This window comes from Plantibacter auratus, assembly GCF_050587365.1.
GTDB classification, from domain to species: Bacteria; Actinomycetota; Actinomycetes; order Actinomycetales; family Microbacteriaceae; genus Plantibacter; species Plantibacter auratus.
Genome location: NZ_JBOBFV010000001.1, coordinates 331,828 through 347,908, shown reverse-complemented (window position 1 = coordinate 347,908; position 16,081 = coordinate 331,828). Strand labels below are relative to the sequence as shown.

General features: G+C 70.1%; 13 protein-coding genes. 6 read left to right on the top strand and 7 right to left on the bottom strand.

Annotated elements, in window-relative coordinates; genetic code table 11:
• Positions 1–78 precede the first annotated feature (78 nt).
• Entirely contained in the window at positions 79–981 is a 903-nt protein-coding gene (locus ACQ3HE_RS01645; protein WP_124769315.1) for a sulfurtransferase, read from the bottom strand.
• 137 nt (positions 982–1,118) lie between these two features.
• Between ACQ3HE_RS01645 and zapE the strand changes: the two genes are divergently transcribed.
• From zapE to ACQ3HE_RS01630, 3 genes are all read left to right on the top strand, one after another.
• On the top strand, positions 1,119–2,180 hold the full coding sequence (zapE, locus tag ACQ3HE_RS01640) for a cell division protein ZapE (protein WP_079705894.1): 1,062 nt from the start codon (positions 1,119–1,121) through the stop codon (positions 2,178–2,180).
• 198 nt (positions 2,181–2,378) lie between these two features.
• Positions 2,379–3,608 (top strand): ammonium transporter, encoded by a 1,230-nt coding sequence (locus tag ACQ3HE_RS01635; protein WP_064293796.1) that lies wholly within the window; start codon positions 2,379–2,381, stop codon positions 3,606–3,608.
• A gap of 98 nt (positions 3,609–3,706) precedes the next feature.
• The gene (locus ACQ3HE_RS01630; RefSeq protein ID WP_430891001.1) at positions 3,707–4,252 is read left to right on the top strand and encodes a type II toxin-antitoxin system PemK/MazF family toxin; all 546 of its coding nucleotides are present in this window, start codon (positions 3,707–3,709) and stop codon (positions 4,250–4,252) included.
• A gap of 19 nt (positions 4,253–4,271) precedes the next feature.
• On the opposite strand, the gene ACQ3HE_RS01625 is transcribed toward ACQ3HE_RS01630, so the two are convergent.
• The 4 genes from ACQ3HE_RS01625 to ACQ3HE_RS01610 form a co-directional block, all read right to left on the bottom strand.
• On the bottom strand, positions 4,272–4,595 hold the full coding sequence (locus ACQ3HE_RS01625; protein WP_159878745.1) for a hypothetical protein: 324 nt from the start codon (positions 4,593–4,595) through the stop codon (positions 4,272–4,274).
• Between the two features lie 72 nt (positions 4,596–4,667).
• The gene (locus tag ACQ3HE_RS01620) at positions 4,668–8,048 is read right to left on the bottom strand and encodes an ATP-binding protein (protein WP_430890999.1); all 3,381 of its coding nucleotides are present in this window, start codon (positions 8,046–8,048) and stop codon (positions 4,668–4,670) included.
• Positions 8,045–8,896: a DUF4194 domain-containing protein gene (locus ACQ3HE_RS01615; RefSeq protein WP_430890997.1), complete on the bottom strand. Its 852-nt coding sequence runs from the start codon at positions 8,894–8,896 to the stop codon at positions 8,045–8,047. Before ACQ3HE_RS01615 ends, ACQ3HE_RS01620 begins: the two co-directional genes overlap by 4 nt.
• Before the next feature lies 1 nt (position 8,897).
• Positions 8,898–10,445, bottom strand: a complete 1,548-nt coding sequence (locus ACQ3HE_RS01610) for a DUF3375 domain-containing protein (RefSeq protein ID WP_430890995.1) — start codon at positions 10,443–10,445, stop codon at positions 8,898–8,900.
• Between the two features lie 245 nt (positions 10,446–10,690).
• Here ACQ3HE_RS01610 and ACQ3HE_RS01605 point away from each other — a divergent pair, with 245 nt between their 5' ends.
• From ACQ3HE_RS01605 to ACQ3HE_RS01595, 3 genes are read left to right on the top strand one after another with little or no spacing between them, the layout of a single operon-like run.
• Positions 10,691–11,374, top strand: coding sequence for an esterase/lipase family protein (locus ACQ3HE_RS01605; RefSeq protein ID WP_430890993.1), 684 nt, complete (start codon positions 10,691–10,693; stop codon positions 11,372–11,374).
• On the top strand, positions 11,371–13,059 hold the full coding sequence (locus ACQ3HE_RS01600) for an ATP-grasp fold amidoligase family protein (protein WP_430890991.1): 1,689 nt from the start codon (positions 11,371–11,373) through the stop codon (positions 13,057–13,059). The genes ACQ3HE_RS01605 and ACQ3HE_RS01600 overlap by 4 nt, the downstream gene beginning before the upstream one ends.
• Positions 13,056–14,276 (top strand): glycosyltransferase family 4 protein, encoded by a 1,221-nt coding sequence (locus ACQ3HE_RS01595; protein WP_430890989.1) that lies wholly within the window; start codon positions 13,056–13,058, stop codon positions 14,274–14,276. Before ACQ3HE_RS01600 ends, ACQ3HE_RS01595 begins: the two co-directional genes overlap by 4 nt.
• Here ACQ3HE_RS01595 and ACQ3HE_RS01590 read toward each other — a convergent pair.
• On the bottom strand, positions 14,207–15,088 hold the full coding sequence (locus ACQ3HE_RS01590) for a glycosyltransferase family 2 protein (protein ID WP_206428238.1): 882 nt from the start codon (positions 15,086–15,088) through the stop codon (positions 14,207–14,209). The two genes, ACQ3HE_RS01595 and ACQ3HE_RS01590, sit on opposite strands and share 70 nt — an antisense overlap.
• The gene (locus tag ACQ3HE_RS01585) at positions 15,085–16,071 is read right to left on the bottom strand and encodes a glycosyltransferase (protein ID WP_430890987.1); all 987 of its coding nucleotides are present in this window, start codon (positions 16,069–16,071) and stop codon (positions 15,085–15,087) included. The genes ACQ3HE_RS01590 and ACQ3HE_RS01585 overlap by 4 nt, the downstream gene beginning before the upstream one ends.
• Positions 16,072–16,081 lie beyond the last annotated feature (10 nt).

Here is a 16,081-nt window from a genome sequence, read left to right as displayed (position 1 = left end):
CTCCAGTATCGCAGCCGGGAACAGCGGACCGCCCTCCCGCACAGTGCAGCCGTGCGGAAGGGCGGTGGGTGGACGAGTTCAGCGCGTCGGTGCGTCGCCCGGCTCGGCACCCTGGACGATCGGCACGCGCACGGCGCTACCCCATTCCGTCCAGGACCCGTCGTAGTTGCGGACGTTGTCGAACCCGAGCAGGTGCTGCAGGACGAACCACGTGTGGCTCGACCGCTCGCCGATGCGGCAGTAGGCGATCACCTCGTCGCCCTCGGCGAGGCCTGCGCCGTCGCGGTAGATCGCGTCCAGCTCCTCGGCCGGCCGGAAGGTGCCGTCGTCGGCAACCGCCTTGCCCCACGGGACGCTCTGCGCACTCGGGATGTGACCGGCGCGGAGCGCACCCTCTTCGGGGTAGGCGGGCGCCGTGGTGCGTTCACCGCTGTACTCCTCGGGGGAGCGGACGTCGATGAGCGGCTTGCCGAGGTGGGCGAGCACGTCGTCCTTGTAGGCGCGGAGGGCCGAGTCGTCGCGCTCCACCACGGGGTACTCGACGGCTTCGCGCTCTGTGGCATCGCGGGTGATCGCCCGGCCGTCCGCGATCCACTTGTCGCGTCCACCGTCGAGTAGCCGGACGTCCTCGTGTCCGAAGAGGCTGAAGACCCACAGGGCGTAGGCGGCCCACCAGTTGTTCTTGTCGCCGTAGATGACGACGGTGTCCTCTCGCGAGATCCCCTTGGATCCGAGCAGTGCGGCGAAGGCGGCTCCGTCGATGTAGTCGCGCTCGACCGGGTCGTTGAGGTCGGTGTGCCAGTCGACTTTCACCGAGCCGGGGATGTGGCCGGTCTCGTAGAGGAGGACGTCCTCATCGGACTCGACGACGACGAGACCGGGTTCACCCAGGTGCGCTTCGAGCCACTCCGCCGTGACGAGGCGCTCGGGGTGGGCGTAGGCGGTGAACTTGGTCGAGGTCGAATCGGCGTCGACGGTCATGGGTACCTCCGGTCGTGCAGCTGGCTGCGGTGGGGCTCGGGTGTCGTGCATCTAGGCTGGAAGCCTGTCCCTTCGACAGTACGCCGTCCGCACCACCGAACCGCACCGATGCGTCAGACGCCGTAACCCCAGCACCCATGCAGAGCCAGAGGTTTGCCGTGACCACGCCTTCCGTCCCGACCGGATTCCGCAGCCTCACCGACCGTGTCCCCACGGTCAGTGGTGCCGAGATCGTCGCGAGCCTGACGCCACCCCGGCAGTTCGAGCAGGCGAGCTTCGACTCGTACCGTCCGGATCCCGACTTCCCGGGCCAGGCGGCCGCGGTCGAGAAGCTCCGCGGCTTCTTCGCGCCCCAGGCCGGTGGCGGTGGCGGCTTCTTCGGACGGCGGAAGCCCAAGGCACCGGCGGCCAAGCCGGGCATCTACCTGGACGGTGGCTTCGGCGTCGGCAAGACGCACCTCCTCGCGGCGCTCTGGCACGATGCACCCGGTCGGAAGAAGTACTTCGGCACCTTCATCGAGTACACGGCCCTCGTCGGTGCGCTCGGCTACGCGGCGGCGGTCGCGCAGCTGACGGGCGCGACGCTCATCTGCATCGACGAGTTCGAGCTCGACGACCCGGGGGACACGATGGTCATGACCCGACTGCTCGGGGAACTCGTCGCGACCGGGACGAGGATCGCCGCGACCTCCAACACGCCGCCGAACGCCCTGGGGGAGGGCCGCTTCGCCGCAGCCGACTTCCTCCGCGAGATCCAGGCCATGAGCGCCAACTTCGAGACCCTCCGCATCGACGGCACCGACTACCGCCGCCGCAGCATCGAGGGACACGCCGTGGTGAGCTCCGAGGAGCGGTTCGACGCCCGCACCGCGGAGGCGGCGGCCGCCGACCGTGACGTCACGGTCGACACCTTCGACGGTCTCATCACCCACCTCGCCGCCGTCCACCCTTCACGGTTCATCGGACTCCTCGACGGCGTCGACCTGATCGCGCTCCGCGACGTCCACGAGTTGACCGACCAGGGCCAGGCGCTCCGGCTCGTCGCGTTCATCGACCGGGTGTACGACGCACAGATCCCCGTGGTCACGACCGGCACGGCCCTCGACGAGGTGTTCGGCGGAGACATGCTCAACGGTGGATACCGCAAGAAGTACCTGCGCGCGATGTCGCGCATGATCGCCCTCACCTCGATGGACTGACCCGTCGCACCGGGTCACGAAACACGCTGTTTACCTGGGCGGCACTCGCGTAACACATCGGAAACACGCTGACAGTCGTGCGGAAACCTCCGTTCCGCAGACTGGTCGCTGCACCGAGTCGGACGGCGAGACCGAGCTCAGCCAGTCCTCACCATCTCGGGCACCCGTTGCAAGACCACGATGTGTGAGGAAGATCCAATGGATACAGGCAGTATCGCTTGGGGAGTCACGGCAACCGCTCTGGTGCTGTTCATGACCCCCGGCGTCGCATTCTTCTACGGCGGCCTCGTGAAGGCGAAGAGCGTCGTCAGCATGATGATGATGAGCTTCGGCGCACTGGGCCTGATCAGCGTGCTGTGGATCCTCTACGGCTTCAACATGTCGGCCGTCGGCAGCCCGCTGGAGTTCGCAGGCAACCCGTTCTCCGACTTCGGGATGACCGCCCTCGCGAGCGGCGAAACCGCGAACACCGACCTGGTGGGGGCGACCTATGGCGCCACCTTCGCGATCATCACGATCGCGCTGATCTCCGGCGCCATCGCCGACCGCGCGAAGTTCGGCTCCTGGATGATCTTCGCCGGCCTCTTCGCGACCATCGCGTACTTCCCGATCGCCGCGTGGGTCTGGGGCGGCGGCTGGATCATGAACCTCGGCACCACGCTGTTCGGTGAGGATGCAGGCATCGGCGTCATCGACTACGCGGGTGGAACCGCGGTGCACATCAACGCCGGAGCCGCCGCGCTCGCCCTCGCCCTGGTGCTCGGCAAGCGCATCGGCTTCCAGAAGGGCATCACGAAGCCGCACAACGTGCCGCTCACCCTCCTCGGAGCCGCCATCCTGTGGTTCGGCTGGTTCGGCTTCAACGCCGGCGCCGAGTGGCTGAACGAGCTCGCGAACGTCGGACTCATCGTCGTCAACACCGTCGGGGCCACCGCTGCCGCCATCATCGGCTGGATCGTCGTCGAGAAGTTCAAGGACGGCAAGGCGACCTCGGTGGGCGCCGCCTCCGGTGCCGTCGCTGGTCTCGTCGCCATCACCCCGGCGTGCGCGAACCTGACTCCGGGTTGGGCACTGCTCCTCGGCATCGTGGCCGGCGCCGTCTGCGCCATCGCCGTCGAGCTGAAGTTCAAGCTCGGCTTCGACGACTCGCTCGACGTCGTGGGCATCCACCTCGTCGGTGGCCTCATCGGCACCCTGTACCTCGGCTTCTTCGCGACCGAGACCGGCCTCTTCGTCGGGGGCGGCATCGAGCAGCTTGCGGTCCAGGCCATCGCCGCCTTCGCCGTCCTCGTCTACTCCTTCATCGTGGCCTTCGTCATCGGCTTCGCGATCGAGAAGACGATCGGCTTCCGTGTCAAGAACGAGGACGAGATCGCCGGCGTCGACACCTCTGTGCACGGCGAAGAGGGGTACGCCCTCGTCGACTGACCTCGACCGCCTCCGCTTCGCCGAACGGGCGTCGTCCACCAGGGCGGCGCCCGTCCGTCGTTTCCTGGGGTGGCAGCCGCGGACGGTAGGGTGACGGCGTGTCAACCTTCACCTCGATCATCCGCCGCGTCGCGAACGCACTCCTGGGCCCCTCCACCCGCGCCGCCTCCAGTGCGGTGCGCACCGCGGGCCTCGCGACGCCACCGACCACCACCGCCGCTTCACCCGGACGCTCAGGCCGGACGGCGACGGTCGAGGTCGATCCGCGGGCGGTCGGCGCCGTGTCCATCGACTACGCCCCGGCCGTCGACGGCGACCCCGACCCCGGCGAGATCGTCTGGACCTGGGTGCCGTACGAGGAGCGCGACGGACGTGGCAAGGACCGTCCGGTGCTCGTCGTGGCGCGCTCGACCGGAGGCTGGGTTCTGGCGGTGCAGCTGACGAGCAAGGATCATTCGCAGGACGGTGAGTTCGTGCCGCTCGGCACCGGAGGATGGGACAGTGCCGGCCGTTCGAGTTGGGCGAACCTCGACCGCGTCTTCCGCGTGCACCCCGACGGGATGCGACGGGAGGCGACTCAGGTCCCGCGTGATCGCTTCGACCGCGTCGCCGCCGGGCTCCGTTCGCGGTACGGGTGGCGCTGACCGACCTGCGACCGGTCGCTCAGGCGTACCGGTCGCTCCGTCGCGGCGCTGCGTCCCACGGCGCCTGCCCGCGCTCCCAGGCGTCCGCGGACCGGGGAGTGGCCGGTGCGGCGGACCGTCGTCCACCCGGCACGGCACGCTCCGCCTCGGCGAGCGTCGCGAACCGACCGATCAACCGACGGTCCTCCGACCGCGGTGCCCAGGTGACGCAGCGGAAGTAGGCCGGTGCGCCGCTCGGCGCGAAGTACTTCACCAGACCGGCCGGCCGGTCGGGCACCTCCCGCATCACGATCCACTCGGCCTCACCGATGCGGATCGGCGGGGCAGCGGGCCGGTCGGACATGATTCGAACATATGTTCGAACGAGTGTTGTGTCAAGTCACACCGTGGCCGGGTGTGATCGACGGATCAGGCGCTATCCGACGCGTTCGAGCGGCTCGACCGGAGCCGACCGTTCGATCTCGGCAACCCAGGCGTGTCGGGTCTCCGGATCCTTCCGGATCGACAGGAGCCGGTCCATGTAGGGCTCGAGTGCCGTCACCTTGTCGAGCGGCGCCCCGATCACGAGCTGGAAGCCGAGCCGCAACCAGGCGACCACCGCGCGGCCGGCGAACTCCGAGTCCGCCTTGATGAAGCCCTCGTCGAGCAGCACCGGCGCGAACCTCGGACGCGGGCGGTCCTCGTCACCGAGCTGGTAGCGCAGGGCAGCGCCGACGATGAACGCGACGAGCTCCTGGGTCTCGCCACCGCTCTTGTCGCCGAGCGAGGAGTAGACGCTGACGTCCTGACCAGACGTGTCGTACCGCACGGCGGTGATCTCGACGTGACGGCGCACGTCGAGCACCTGGTCGCGGGTCGGCTGGGACCCGGCACCCGTGTCGCGCATCGACTCCATGAACCGGCGGAGCCGCTGGAACCGGGCCTCCAACTCGTCGTCGCCGAGGTTCGCGGTGACCTCGCTCGACAGGGCGCGCAGCTCACGTCGGAAGGCTGAGGCCTCCTCGCGATGCACCCGGCGGAGGACGATCTTCAGACGATCGTGCGCCGGTCCGAACGGCAGGTCGCGCAGGATGTCGTTGACCGGGACCAGGCGGTCCTCGATCTCCTCGACGGCGCTGTCGAACGCGCTGCTGAGCGGGACCAGGTCCTCGCCGCTCCACTGGGACAACCGACGGCGCCACTCCTGGCGGCGCTCGGGGAGACCGGTGCCGAGGATGCCGTCGAGGATCGCCCGGTAGTCGCCGTAGGACTCGAGCGTCGTGCCGAGGTTGGGGTCGTGCCAGATCGACTGGTACTGCTCGAACACGTGCACCTGTGCGAGCGCGGCCTGCTCCGCTTGGCGGACGGCCGAGGACAACTCGTCACCGAGCCGTGTGCGGAGCCGCTTCATCGCATCGCCGAACCCGCCGAGTGACGGCACACCGCCCACCGCCGCGAGGGCGGCTTCGATCCGATCGATGTCGGCGGGGGAGACCTCCTCGACCTCGGAGCGCTCGAAACGGTCGATGACGGTCGTCGCCGCGTCCTGCTGATCGACGAGGACCCCGTGCTCCTCGTCGAGGCGTCTGACACGGTCCTCGGCCGGGAACCGCTCGGCGTTGGCGGCGTCGAGTTCACGTTGGGCGGCCGCCACCGAGCCCTGGAGCTCCTGCAGGACGTCATTGGCGTCGAGCAGACGCTCCAGCTCGGCCGCGGCTGCGTCGCGATGCGCAGCAGCACCGGCGACGTCGATCCTGGCCCACTCGGTGTCGAGACGATACCGGTGGGCGGCCCGCTCGGCCTCACGACGCGACAACCGCTGCTGGATGCCGGCCTGTCGACCGGCGATGACTTCGAGGCGCCCACGGATCTCGGCCGTCTCCGCCTCAATCGACGCGATCCGCGCCTCATTGGTGAAGCCGAGGATCGGTGCACCGCCCGTGTCGCCGTGGGAGCCGCGGCGGCCGTCACGCAGCTGGCCGTTCATGGTCACGCGGCGACCGCCGCCCGAGAGCTCCGACGGAGACTCGACGCACCGCGCGTCGATCCGGTCCGAGGTCACGCGCTGCTCGATCCACCTGCTGAACGGCGAGGTGCGGTACGTGACACGGCCGGAGATGAACGCGGGGTCACCCGCGTCTGGGGAGGACGCCTCATGCAGCGGGACACCCTCGAACTGCAGGCGGACCGGGATCCGGACCGCGTCGATCGCGCGGCCGAACGCATCGAGGTGTTCCTCGTCGACGAGGACCGTCCTCGCGAGACCGTGCAGGGTGACCTCGATCGCGGGACGCCAGGCGGCATAGGCGGGAGCGACGTCGATGAGCTCGGCCACGAACGGCAGCTGTTCCGGGTCGAGTCCGGCAGCCTCAGCGAGGGCGAGTCTCGCCCGGTGGAGTCGATCGGGGACCGCGCCGTCACGGCCGCGAAGCGATTGCAGTTCACGCCGGAGTTCGGTGTTGCGCTCCTCGAGGGGGAACGCTTCGCGATGCAGCTGGGCGCGATCGGTCTCGATGGCGTCGAGCGCGGTGTCGTCGTCGGCGAGGAAGTCCTCGCTGCGGCCGAGCGCACGCCGGAACGAGACTTCATCCTCGATCGGATCGTCGAGGACCTCGGTGCGCTCGTCGAACAGCGACCTGGCTCGCGCCACCTCGGCGTGCGTCGCCTCCGCGGCCTCACGGCGTTCCTCGGCACGCCGCAGCGCGCTCCCGCCCTGCTCCGACACCTGACGCTCGAGTTCACGGACACGGACACCCGCCGCAGCGGCTCGTGCCCGCGCCGCCTCCAACGTGGCTCCGGCCTCGAGCTTCTCCCGCCGGTTCCGGGAGACCGCTTCATCGAGCAGTGCCTCGTGTGCGCGACTGCGCCAGACGGTGAACGGTGTCGTGCCGTCCTCGGTGAAGCCGAGGCGCTCGAGGTCGGCAGCCGCCCGGTGCCCGTCCTCGTAGTCACGACGCAGTTCGCCGAGCCGCTCGAGCACCCGAGCCTTGCGGCTCTCGGTCTCCATCGCGAGGTACGCCTCGTCGAGCGCCTCGAAGTGCGACAGCGCCCGGTCGGCCGCGTCGTACGTGCTCGGACGCTCCAGCACCATCGACTTGTACAGGCCGTCGACCGTCGGCAGGTGCTGTCCCGCCTGGATCCGGGCCAGCAGACGCATCGCCCGACCACCGTCGCCTCCGGCACCGATGCCGAGACGGGTGTGCAGGGTGTAGGACAGCTCCGCGTAGGTGTCACGGACGACGAATCCGGGGATGCGACCCTGGAGCTCACCGGCGTCGAACCGCTTCGGCACGAATGCCTCGAGGTCCGTGAGCTCGAACGGCCCGTCGACGGTCGCCATCGTCATCGACAGGTCACCGGTGCGCAGCGCACGTCGGGGTACGAGGTAGGCGCGCACGACGGTGAAGCGACGCTCGTCGTCGTTGAGGAACGTCACCGCCACGGCACCCCAGGTGAGCTGATCCGTGCCGCGCAGGTTGATGTCGCGCATCGCCCCGGTCTGCGGGTCCCGTGCCGAGTCGACCTTGCCGCGGAGATACGTGAGCAGGTTGCGCTGGTCTGGATTCCGCGCCCGTCCGACCGCCGCGTCGTTGGAGGCTCCGTTGAACGGCACGTCCGACGGCATCATGACCGCGAGGTACGCGTCCATGAGCGAGCTCTTCCCGGTTCCGGAGGCGCCGGAGATGAGCGTCGCGCGGGAGGCGAAGTCGACCGATCGGTACCCGTCGAACCCACCCCAGTTGATGACCTGCATCCGTTCGATACGCCACTGCTCGACGAGGTCCAGCAGGGTGTCGGTGTCCGTGGAGCGGCTCATCGGTCGTCCTCTGCTGCTGGTGGCTGGATCTGGTCGTCGGGGGCGTCCTGCGACTCGGCTGCGGTGCCGTCGGGCTCGTCGTCCGAGTCCGAGTCCGCGTGGGCATCGGGTCGCGGCTGCTCCGAGGCCGGATCGACTGCTGCAGTCTGCGTTTCGAGCCACTCCAGGAGCTCCTGGAGGCGCTCGAGGGGGAGGAGCGTCTCCACCACCGACGCGATCCGGTGGCGGCGGGCGTCCTTGGTCCGCAGCAGGACCCGCGCGGTCAGCAGCTTGTCGATCGCGCGTTCGACGCGTCCGTCGTCACGGGCGCGGTCGGTGGCGTGCTCGGGCCGGAAGCTCGCGACGAAGCCGAGCAGCTCGTCGTGTTCGACGATCGCGGCTCGTGCGCCATTGGCCAGTTCGGTCCGAAGACGCGTCCGCAGGTAGACGAGCAGGATCGTCTCCTCGCGGCTGTAGCTGGTGTCGTGCAGCAGGGTCGGGAAGGGACGCCGCCCGCTCTCCGAGCCCGCCTGACGCTTGAAGGCGACCTCGGCCGAGCGGTCCACCTCGAGCTCCAGGAACAGCTCGTTGAGGCGGGACCGCAGCAGCGACTCGGACTCGAGGACCGTCCGCCACTCGGCGGGCTGGAGCGCGGGGCTGACGTAGCGATGCTTCAGCAGAGCGACCAGCGCACGACGTTGAGCGGCGTCGAGACGTCCCTCGTCCCCTTCGAAGAGGGCGAAGGAGTCGTCATCCGGGCCGGCGACCGGCGCCTCGGCGGGTGCGACGGCGTCGAGTCCGTCCGTCGTCAGGTCGTCCGACGTCGGGTCGGTCGTCGCCGTCGCGGTGGGATCCGTCTCGGAGGTCATGTCATTCCGTTCCGCGCCGGGCCTGGTCGGCCGGAGCAGTGGTCGTGGTCGTCGTCGCTCGCGTCAGCGCTGCGACACCGGCCTCACCGAGCGGGAAGGCCGGAAGTTCGAACGCGGTGGTCGTCCCGTCCGGACGGACCGTCTCGTAGCGGCGGCGTGGTGCCTGCTCGTCGTACGTGCCCAGCTGGGTCATGAGGTGGACGAGGCCGAACAGCTCCACCGGTCGTCGGAGTTCCGGATCGAGCCCGGAGAACGCCGCATGGGCATCCTCGGCACCGGAGGTCACCGCGTCGAGGAGTCCGGCCCGGAGCTCGTCGAGGAGCGGACCGCCCTGCGACCGGAGGGTGTCGAGCGACATCGCCGCGCCGTCGGTCCGTTCGACGGACGTCGCGATCGGCGGCGGAGCGACCTCGACGTCCGGATCGTAGAACCGCTCGCGCAGGTGCTCGATGTCGATGGTCTCCGGGAGGAGCGGCAGGTCGACGGTGGCGCGTGGTCCCGCGGTCCGCATCCAGATGCCGAGGCGCTGGTTCAGTGCACGCAGGGTCGTGTCGAGTTCGCGGTCCTGCACGACGTCGTGATGCACGATGTGGTCGCGGAGCGTCGCGGTGAGCCGCCGACGCTGCGCGAGCACGTCGTCGATCCCCTGTCGGATGATCCCGACGGCACCCCGGAAGCCACGGAGCTCCGCGGGCCCGAGCCTGGACGAGAAGGGGTGGTCGAGGATCGTGGAGAGGTCGCGCTTGAGGTCCTGCAGCAGATCGTCGTTGCGGAGGAGCTCGAAAGCGCCCTCGAAGGCCCGACCCTCGGCCGTCGCCGTCATCAGCTCGTCGGTGCGCCTGAGGTAGTCGTCGAGGATCTCGCCGATCGGACGGGTGTCGTTCCGGAAGTCCTCGACGATCCGCCGGTGCATCGCGATGACCGACTCCTCGACCCGGCGGAAGTCACTCGGGAGCTGACGGATGAGGTCGGCGATGTTCGCGTAGCCGTCCTGCATCCGGTCGTCGCTCGCCGCGACGACGGTGCCGCCGGCCGCCACCCGTTCGCGTTCCGCCTGGAGCTCGGCGAGCTGCGCGTCGATGCGACGCAGATGCTCGTCACGGTCCGGGTCGGCCTGCAGCGCCCATCGGCGCACGGAGTCGAGGATCATGGTCAGGCGCGACTCACTGATGAGGGCGCGGTCGTGTGCGAGGCCGTCGACGAGCGAGACCGCTTCGAGCGCGTGCGAGGTGAGCGAGTACTGCTCCTCGCCGTCGTCGGTGCTCGTCCGGACGAGCCACTGGTCGTGCACCCACTCCCGGCAAAGGGTCCGTCCGCCACCGCGTTCGTCGCCGCCCGCCGGGATCCGCGCACCGCGAGCCGCGAGTTCGCCGAGGTACTCCTCGACCTGCAGATGGAAGCGGTCCGCTGCGACGAACTGGACGTCGCGGCCGAACGTGGTGCGGAAGATCGCCACGACAGCGGGTGCCGTCGGCCGGCTCAGCAGCCGGATCGCAGGACGCTCCAGCGCGTCCCGGACGCGGCCGAACTCTCCGTCGATCTCTCCCACTGCACTCCTCGATCGTCCGGGCACACGAACACCCCGAGGCCACCGCAGCTGCCAGATTATCAGCGCACCGGACCCGTGGTGAGCCACGCCGGGCATCGACGGTCCCGATCCGCCCGGGCCCGGTCCGGCCGCTGTCAAGGTCCAGGGTCACGCCGGGTGGTCCGGTTACGGTGAGGACATGGGAACAGAGCGATGCCCCGAGGTCCTGCGAGGAGACGGTTGAGCCGCGCGAACGGGGATCGTCGGTGATCCGTTCGGCGCTGCGGACCCTCGGGTGGTGGGCGCGCGACTACACCTACGCACTCGTCTGGCAGGTCCGGGCCTTCGTCAGCCGCACAGACCCGCACGACTTCCTGTCCGGCGACCGGTCACCGATCGTCGTCCTTCCGGGCGTCTACGAGACCTGGCGGTTCCTCGAGCCGCTCATCCGCCGACTCCACGACGACGGGCACCCGATACACGTGATCGACCCGCTCGGACGCAACGACCGCACGGTCCCCGTGGCGGCACGACTCGTCGCCGACTACCTCGAGGCGAACGGGCTCGGCGACGTCGTCCTCCTCGCGCACAGCAAGGGCGGGCTCGTCGGCAAGTACGTCATGTCGCTCGGCGGCGGTGGAGCCCGGATCGCCGGGATGCTCGCCGTCGCGGCGCCGTTCGCCGGATCGCGGTACGCGAGGCTCATGCTCCTCCCGAGCCTGCGCATCTTCACCCCCGACGACCCGACGATCCTCGCGCTCTCCCGAGAGGCGACCGTCAATCCGAGGATCGTCTCCGTCTACGGGCGCTTCGATCCGCACATCCCGGGCGGCAGCCGACTCGACGGCGCCAAGAACGTGGAACTCGACACCGGCGGCCACTTCCGCATCCTCGCCCACCCGCGGGTGTTCGCGGAGGCACAGCTGCTGGCGGATGGGCGAGACGCATGACGGTCGAGACGCTCGAGACCGCGGCCCACCCGCTCGTGACCGTGGACGTGGTCGTTCCGGTCAAGGACGACGCCGCACTCCTCCGACGCTGCCTGCGCTCGCTGCGCGCGCAGCACACCGGACCCGCATCGATCATCGTCGTCGACAACGGCAGCCGCGATCGCGCCGAGGTCGCGGCCATCGCCGAGCGGTACGACGCGGTCCTCATCGATGAGCCGATGCCCGGCATCCCCGCGGCGAACGCAGCCGGCTTCGACCATGCGACCGCGACGGTCGTGGCGAGACTCGACGCGGACTGCGTGCCGCCACCGGACTGGGTGACCCGGATCACCGACGCGTTCGCGATGGATCCGGAGTTGGAAGCGCTCACGGGCCCCGCCGTCTTCATCGACGGTCCGCGCCTGCTCCGTGCACCGCTCGCCGGCCTCTACCTCGGGGCGTACCGGCTCTTCGTCGGGGCCGCCCTCGCCCAGGTCCCGATCTTCGGGTCCAACTGTGCGATCCGGCGCGCGACGTGGGGCCAGATCGCCGAGGCGGTGCACCGCGAGGATGCGGAACTGCACGACGATCTGGACGTCTCGGCCCATCTGGGTCTCCACCGACGCGTGCGCTACGACCGGTCGCTCGGGATGGGGATCTCGATGCGCCCGTTCACCGATGCCGGTTCGCTCGCTCTCCGGATGCGTCGGGGCTGGACCACCCTGCGTGTGCACTGGCCGGAGGACCTGCCCGCCGTCCGGTGGTTCCATCGCAGCTGCCGCCTGCGCGCCGCCCTCCCCGATGCGACGAGCGCGCCGCGGACGGTGCCGTGGCGGGAGCGGAGCCGGCTGGTGCGCGCCGTCCGGCTCTGGCGGACGCGCCGGCCGGTCACCTTCCGGGAGAAGGTCCGGTACAAGATGCTCCGCGACCGTCGTCCGCTCATCGTCACCTTCGCGGACAAGGCCGCCGTGCGGGATCTCGTGGCTTCGCGGATCGGTCCGCACCTGCTCCCGCGCGTGTACGGGATCCTCGACGACCCGCATGAGCTGCGGGACCTGGAGCTCCCGGAGTCCTACGTCGTCAAGCCAACGCACGGCAGCGGGGCGGCCATCGTCGTCTCGTCGTCCGCCCGACCCGATGCCCGTCTGCCGACCGAGGCGGGGAGCTGGGAGTACCGGCACGTCCGACCGGAGAAGGTGGATCGCGATCGAATCGTCGAACTCGCGAACGGCTGGGTGTCCCAGTTGTACGGTCAGGGACCGAACCGCGAGTGGGTGTACGGACGGGTGCCGCGCAGGATCATCGTCGAGGAGCTGCTGGAGGGACCGGATGCCGGGATCCCCGACGACCTCAAGTTCTTCGTCTTCCACGGGCGCTGCCGGTACATCCAGCTCGACTCCGGCAGGTTCGGACGCCGGACCCAGGACTTCTTCCTGCCGGATTGGCGGCACCTGCCACTCAGTGGTGGACCCGCGTGGGCCGACCCGGAACCGTCGGCGCCCGAACGGCTCGACGAGATGATCGACCTGGCCGAGCGCCTGGCCGCCGACACCGACTTCGTCCGCGTGGACCTGTACGACCTCGGCGACCGCATCGTGTTCGGTGAGCTGACGAGCTACCCCGCCGGTGGCGAGAGTCCGTTCGACCCGGAGCGGTACAACACGGAGTTCGGTTCCTGGTGGACGGTGCCGAGGCGATACCGGTGAGTGACGTCCCGCGTGGTCCACGACGGCAGCGCTGGCTCGTGGCCGCGACCGAGTATGCGGGGCTCACGAGCTACACGGGCGGGATCGGACGGCACTACGCCGCGCTCCTTCCCGCCCTCGTCCGCTCGGGAGTCGAGATCGACCTCGTCGTGTGCTCGGACGACGAGCTGCCCGTCGGCGCGGACATCGACGGCGTCCGTCTCATCGACGCCGTACGGCACGGCAGTCGATCACCACGCGTCCTCAGGATGCTCCTCGGCGCCCGAACCGTCCGCCGGGTGTTCCGACGCGGTTCGTACGATCGGATCTTCCTGCCCGAGTGGAGCGCCCTCGGATCGGCGCTGCCGCGTTCAGCGCCCCTCGTGACGAACCTCGCCACGAGCATTCGTCTCTCCAACCTCGTCTCGGGACTCCGCCTCAGTGACATGCCGGTCGCAGGGCGCATCGCGGTGATCGTCCAGGACGCGCTCGAGACCCGACAGATCCGACGGTCTGCTGCGCTCGTCGCGATCTCGACCGCGATGCTCGCGCGCACGAAGGACCTGCTCGGCGCCCTGCCGCCGGCCGCCGTCGTGCGCAACTGCATCGACGTCGACGCCGTCCGCGTTGCCGCGTCGACCGCCGGGCTGCCGGCTCAGTGGCCGACCGGGGCGGAACCGGTCGTGCTCTTCCTCGGCCGGCTCGAGCGGCGGAAGGGTGTCGTGGAGGCGTTTCAGGCGTTCGCGTTGCTCGTCCGGCAGAAGCCCGATGCCCGACTCGTCCTCGCCGGTTCCAGCGGTGACCGGCGGTTCGAACCGGACCTGACGGCGCTGCTGTCCATCCTGCCCGAGTCGGTACGGGACCGGGTCGTGTGGCTCGGGCATGTGGCGGGAGCGGAGCTCTATCGGGCCGTCGGAGCTGCGACGGTGGTCATGTGCCCCTCGCGCTGGGAGGGGTTCGGCAACGTCGCACTCGAGGCGAAGGCGATCGGGACCCCGCTGGTCGTGACCACCGGGAGCGGGTACGACGACTTCTGTACGGACGGCGTCGACTGTCTCATGGTGCCACCAGGAGACCACGGAGCCCTTGCGCGAGCGCTTCGAAGGGTGCTGGACGCGCCGTCGGACGCCCTGACGCGGGCCGCGACCGCACGTGCGTCCGTCGATCGTTACGCGCCGGAGCCTGTCGCCGCGGCGCTGGTGGCCGCAGTCGACGGACTGCTCGGGCCGGTCGGCTGAACCCGGACCCAGTCGTCGCCGATCCGTCGGACTGCACCAGCCTGAGCGAACGCCTCCAGCCAACCGGTCATCGGCCAGGTTCCCCACCGGTCGGCGAACCGCGCGCCGTTCCGGAGGATGTCGTCGAAGTGCTGCCAGGGCGGGCGCTGCGTCTCGTGGTGCTGGTGGTAGGCGTGCGCGCCTCCGACCCACACGAGGGGTGTCCGCGACGCGCTCAGGGTGAACGCGAAGTCGGTGTCCTCTCCGCCGTACCCTTCGTACCCCTCGTCGAAGCCTCCGCTCCGGGACCAGGTCGACGCACTCGTCGCGAAGGACAACGACCAGAACAGCGGGTACTCGTCCTCGGAGGCGACGCGCTCCGCGCCGTCGTCCGGGTTCGGTCTCGCCGCATGCGGTGCCGTCGCCGCCGCCAATGCGCGGCGGTCGGTGACGTCCACGCCTGGCTGCAGGTAGGTCACCGGGCCGCAGAGGACGGCGCCCGGGTGGCGATCGGACGCCTCACGGTATCGGTCGAGCAGGGCCGGCCCGGGGACGCAGTCCGCGTCGAGGAACACGATGAGGTCTGCACCACGGTCGATGGCGAGCGCTGCACCGGCGTTCCGGCCTGCCGCGAGACGGAGTCCGTCGGACCCCGGTGGAAGGTGGACCGTCAGCTCCGCGTCGAGGGTCGGGGGTGCGTCGTCGCCGATCCACACGACGAGTCGCTCCACCGCGTCGCCCGAGGTCGGTATGGACGCCCCGACGGCCTCGAGCTGCCGTTCGAGGTGTCCGAGTCGGGGGCGAGAGCACAGGGTCACGACAGACGTCCTCATCGTCCACCCCCTGCGGGATCGCCGACCGCGACCGCCTCGATCGCCTCCGCTGCTCGTCGGGCGGCACCCGCAACCTGCCAACGAGACCAGTCGGGCTGGAGCTTCGAGGCGCGGTCGAGGGTGCCCTTCCAGTCTGGGGCGTCGGGCCAGGTCGACCGCACGACCGCCAGCTCGGCGGCTTCGAGTGCGCGGGCGGTGGACACCTGCTCGTCGAACGGGCGCTCCTGTGGGACCACGACCGCCGTGACGCCGGCCACGGCGAGATCGGCGATCGCGTTCTGACCGGCCCACGACACCACCACCTCCGCCCGGCAGAGCGCGTCCCACGGGTCGTCGGTCCAGACGGACCCGGCACCGGTGCCGAGCGAGGTCCAGACGCGACCGCTGGCGTGGGAAGCCTCCTCCACGGCTTCCTGCGACACCGAGGAGCCGCCGGCCCCGGCGAGGAGGAGGACCCCGCTGCGCCCGGCTTCCGCGGCAGTCCGCTCGCGACCCTCGAAGCGACTGATGCCGCCGGTGTACACCACCTTGTCCCGTACGGGATGGAGGTGCTCCAGCTGCAGCACACCGTGAGGCCATGGGGCGATGATCGTCGACGCCGCGCGGAAGGCGAGCGCGTGCGGTTCGTCGTCGCGGTGGCCCGGCTGTGCCATGACGACGGTGGGGACGCCGAGCAGGCGTGCGAGGAGCACCACCTCGACGGAGACGTCCACCACCATCGCGTCCATCTGCTGCTGCGCGAGGGCGGCGGCGATGGTCGCAAGACGAGCACGGTGACCGGCGTGACCGAGCGGCGCCCAGTGCAGCAGCCCCTCCGCGGTCGGATCGCAGTCGTCCGGGGGAGACGCACCGTCCGGCACGTCGTCGTCCCGGTCGAGCACCACCCAGGAACAGTTCGAGGGGAGTCCCATCGGCGCCGGGAACGAGCTGAAGCAGACGATGTCGGCGTCGAGGTGGGGTGCGACGGCGAGCAGACGTGTCACGTGCCCCCGT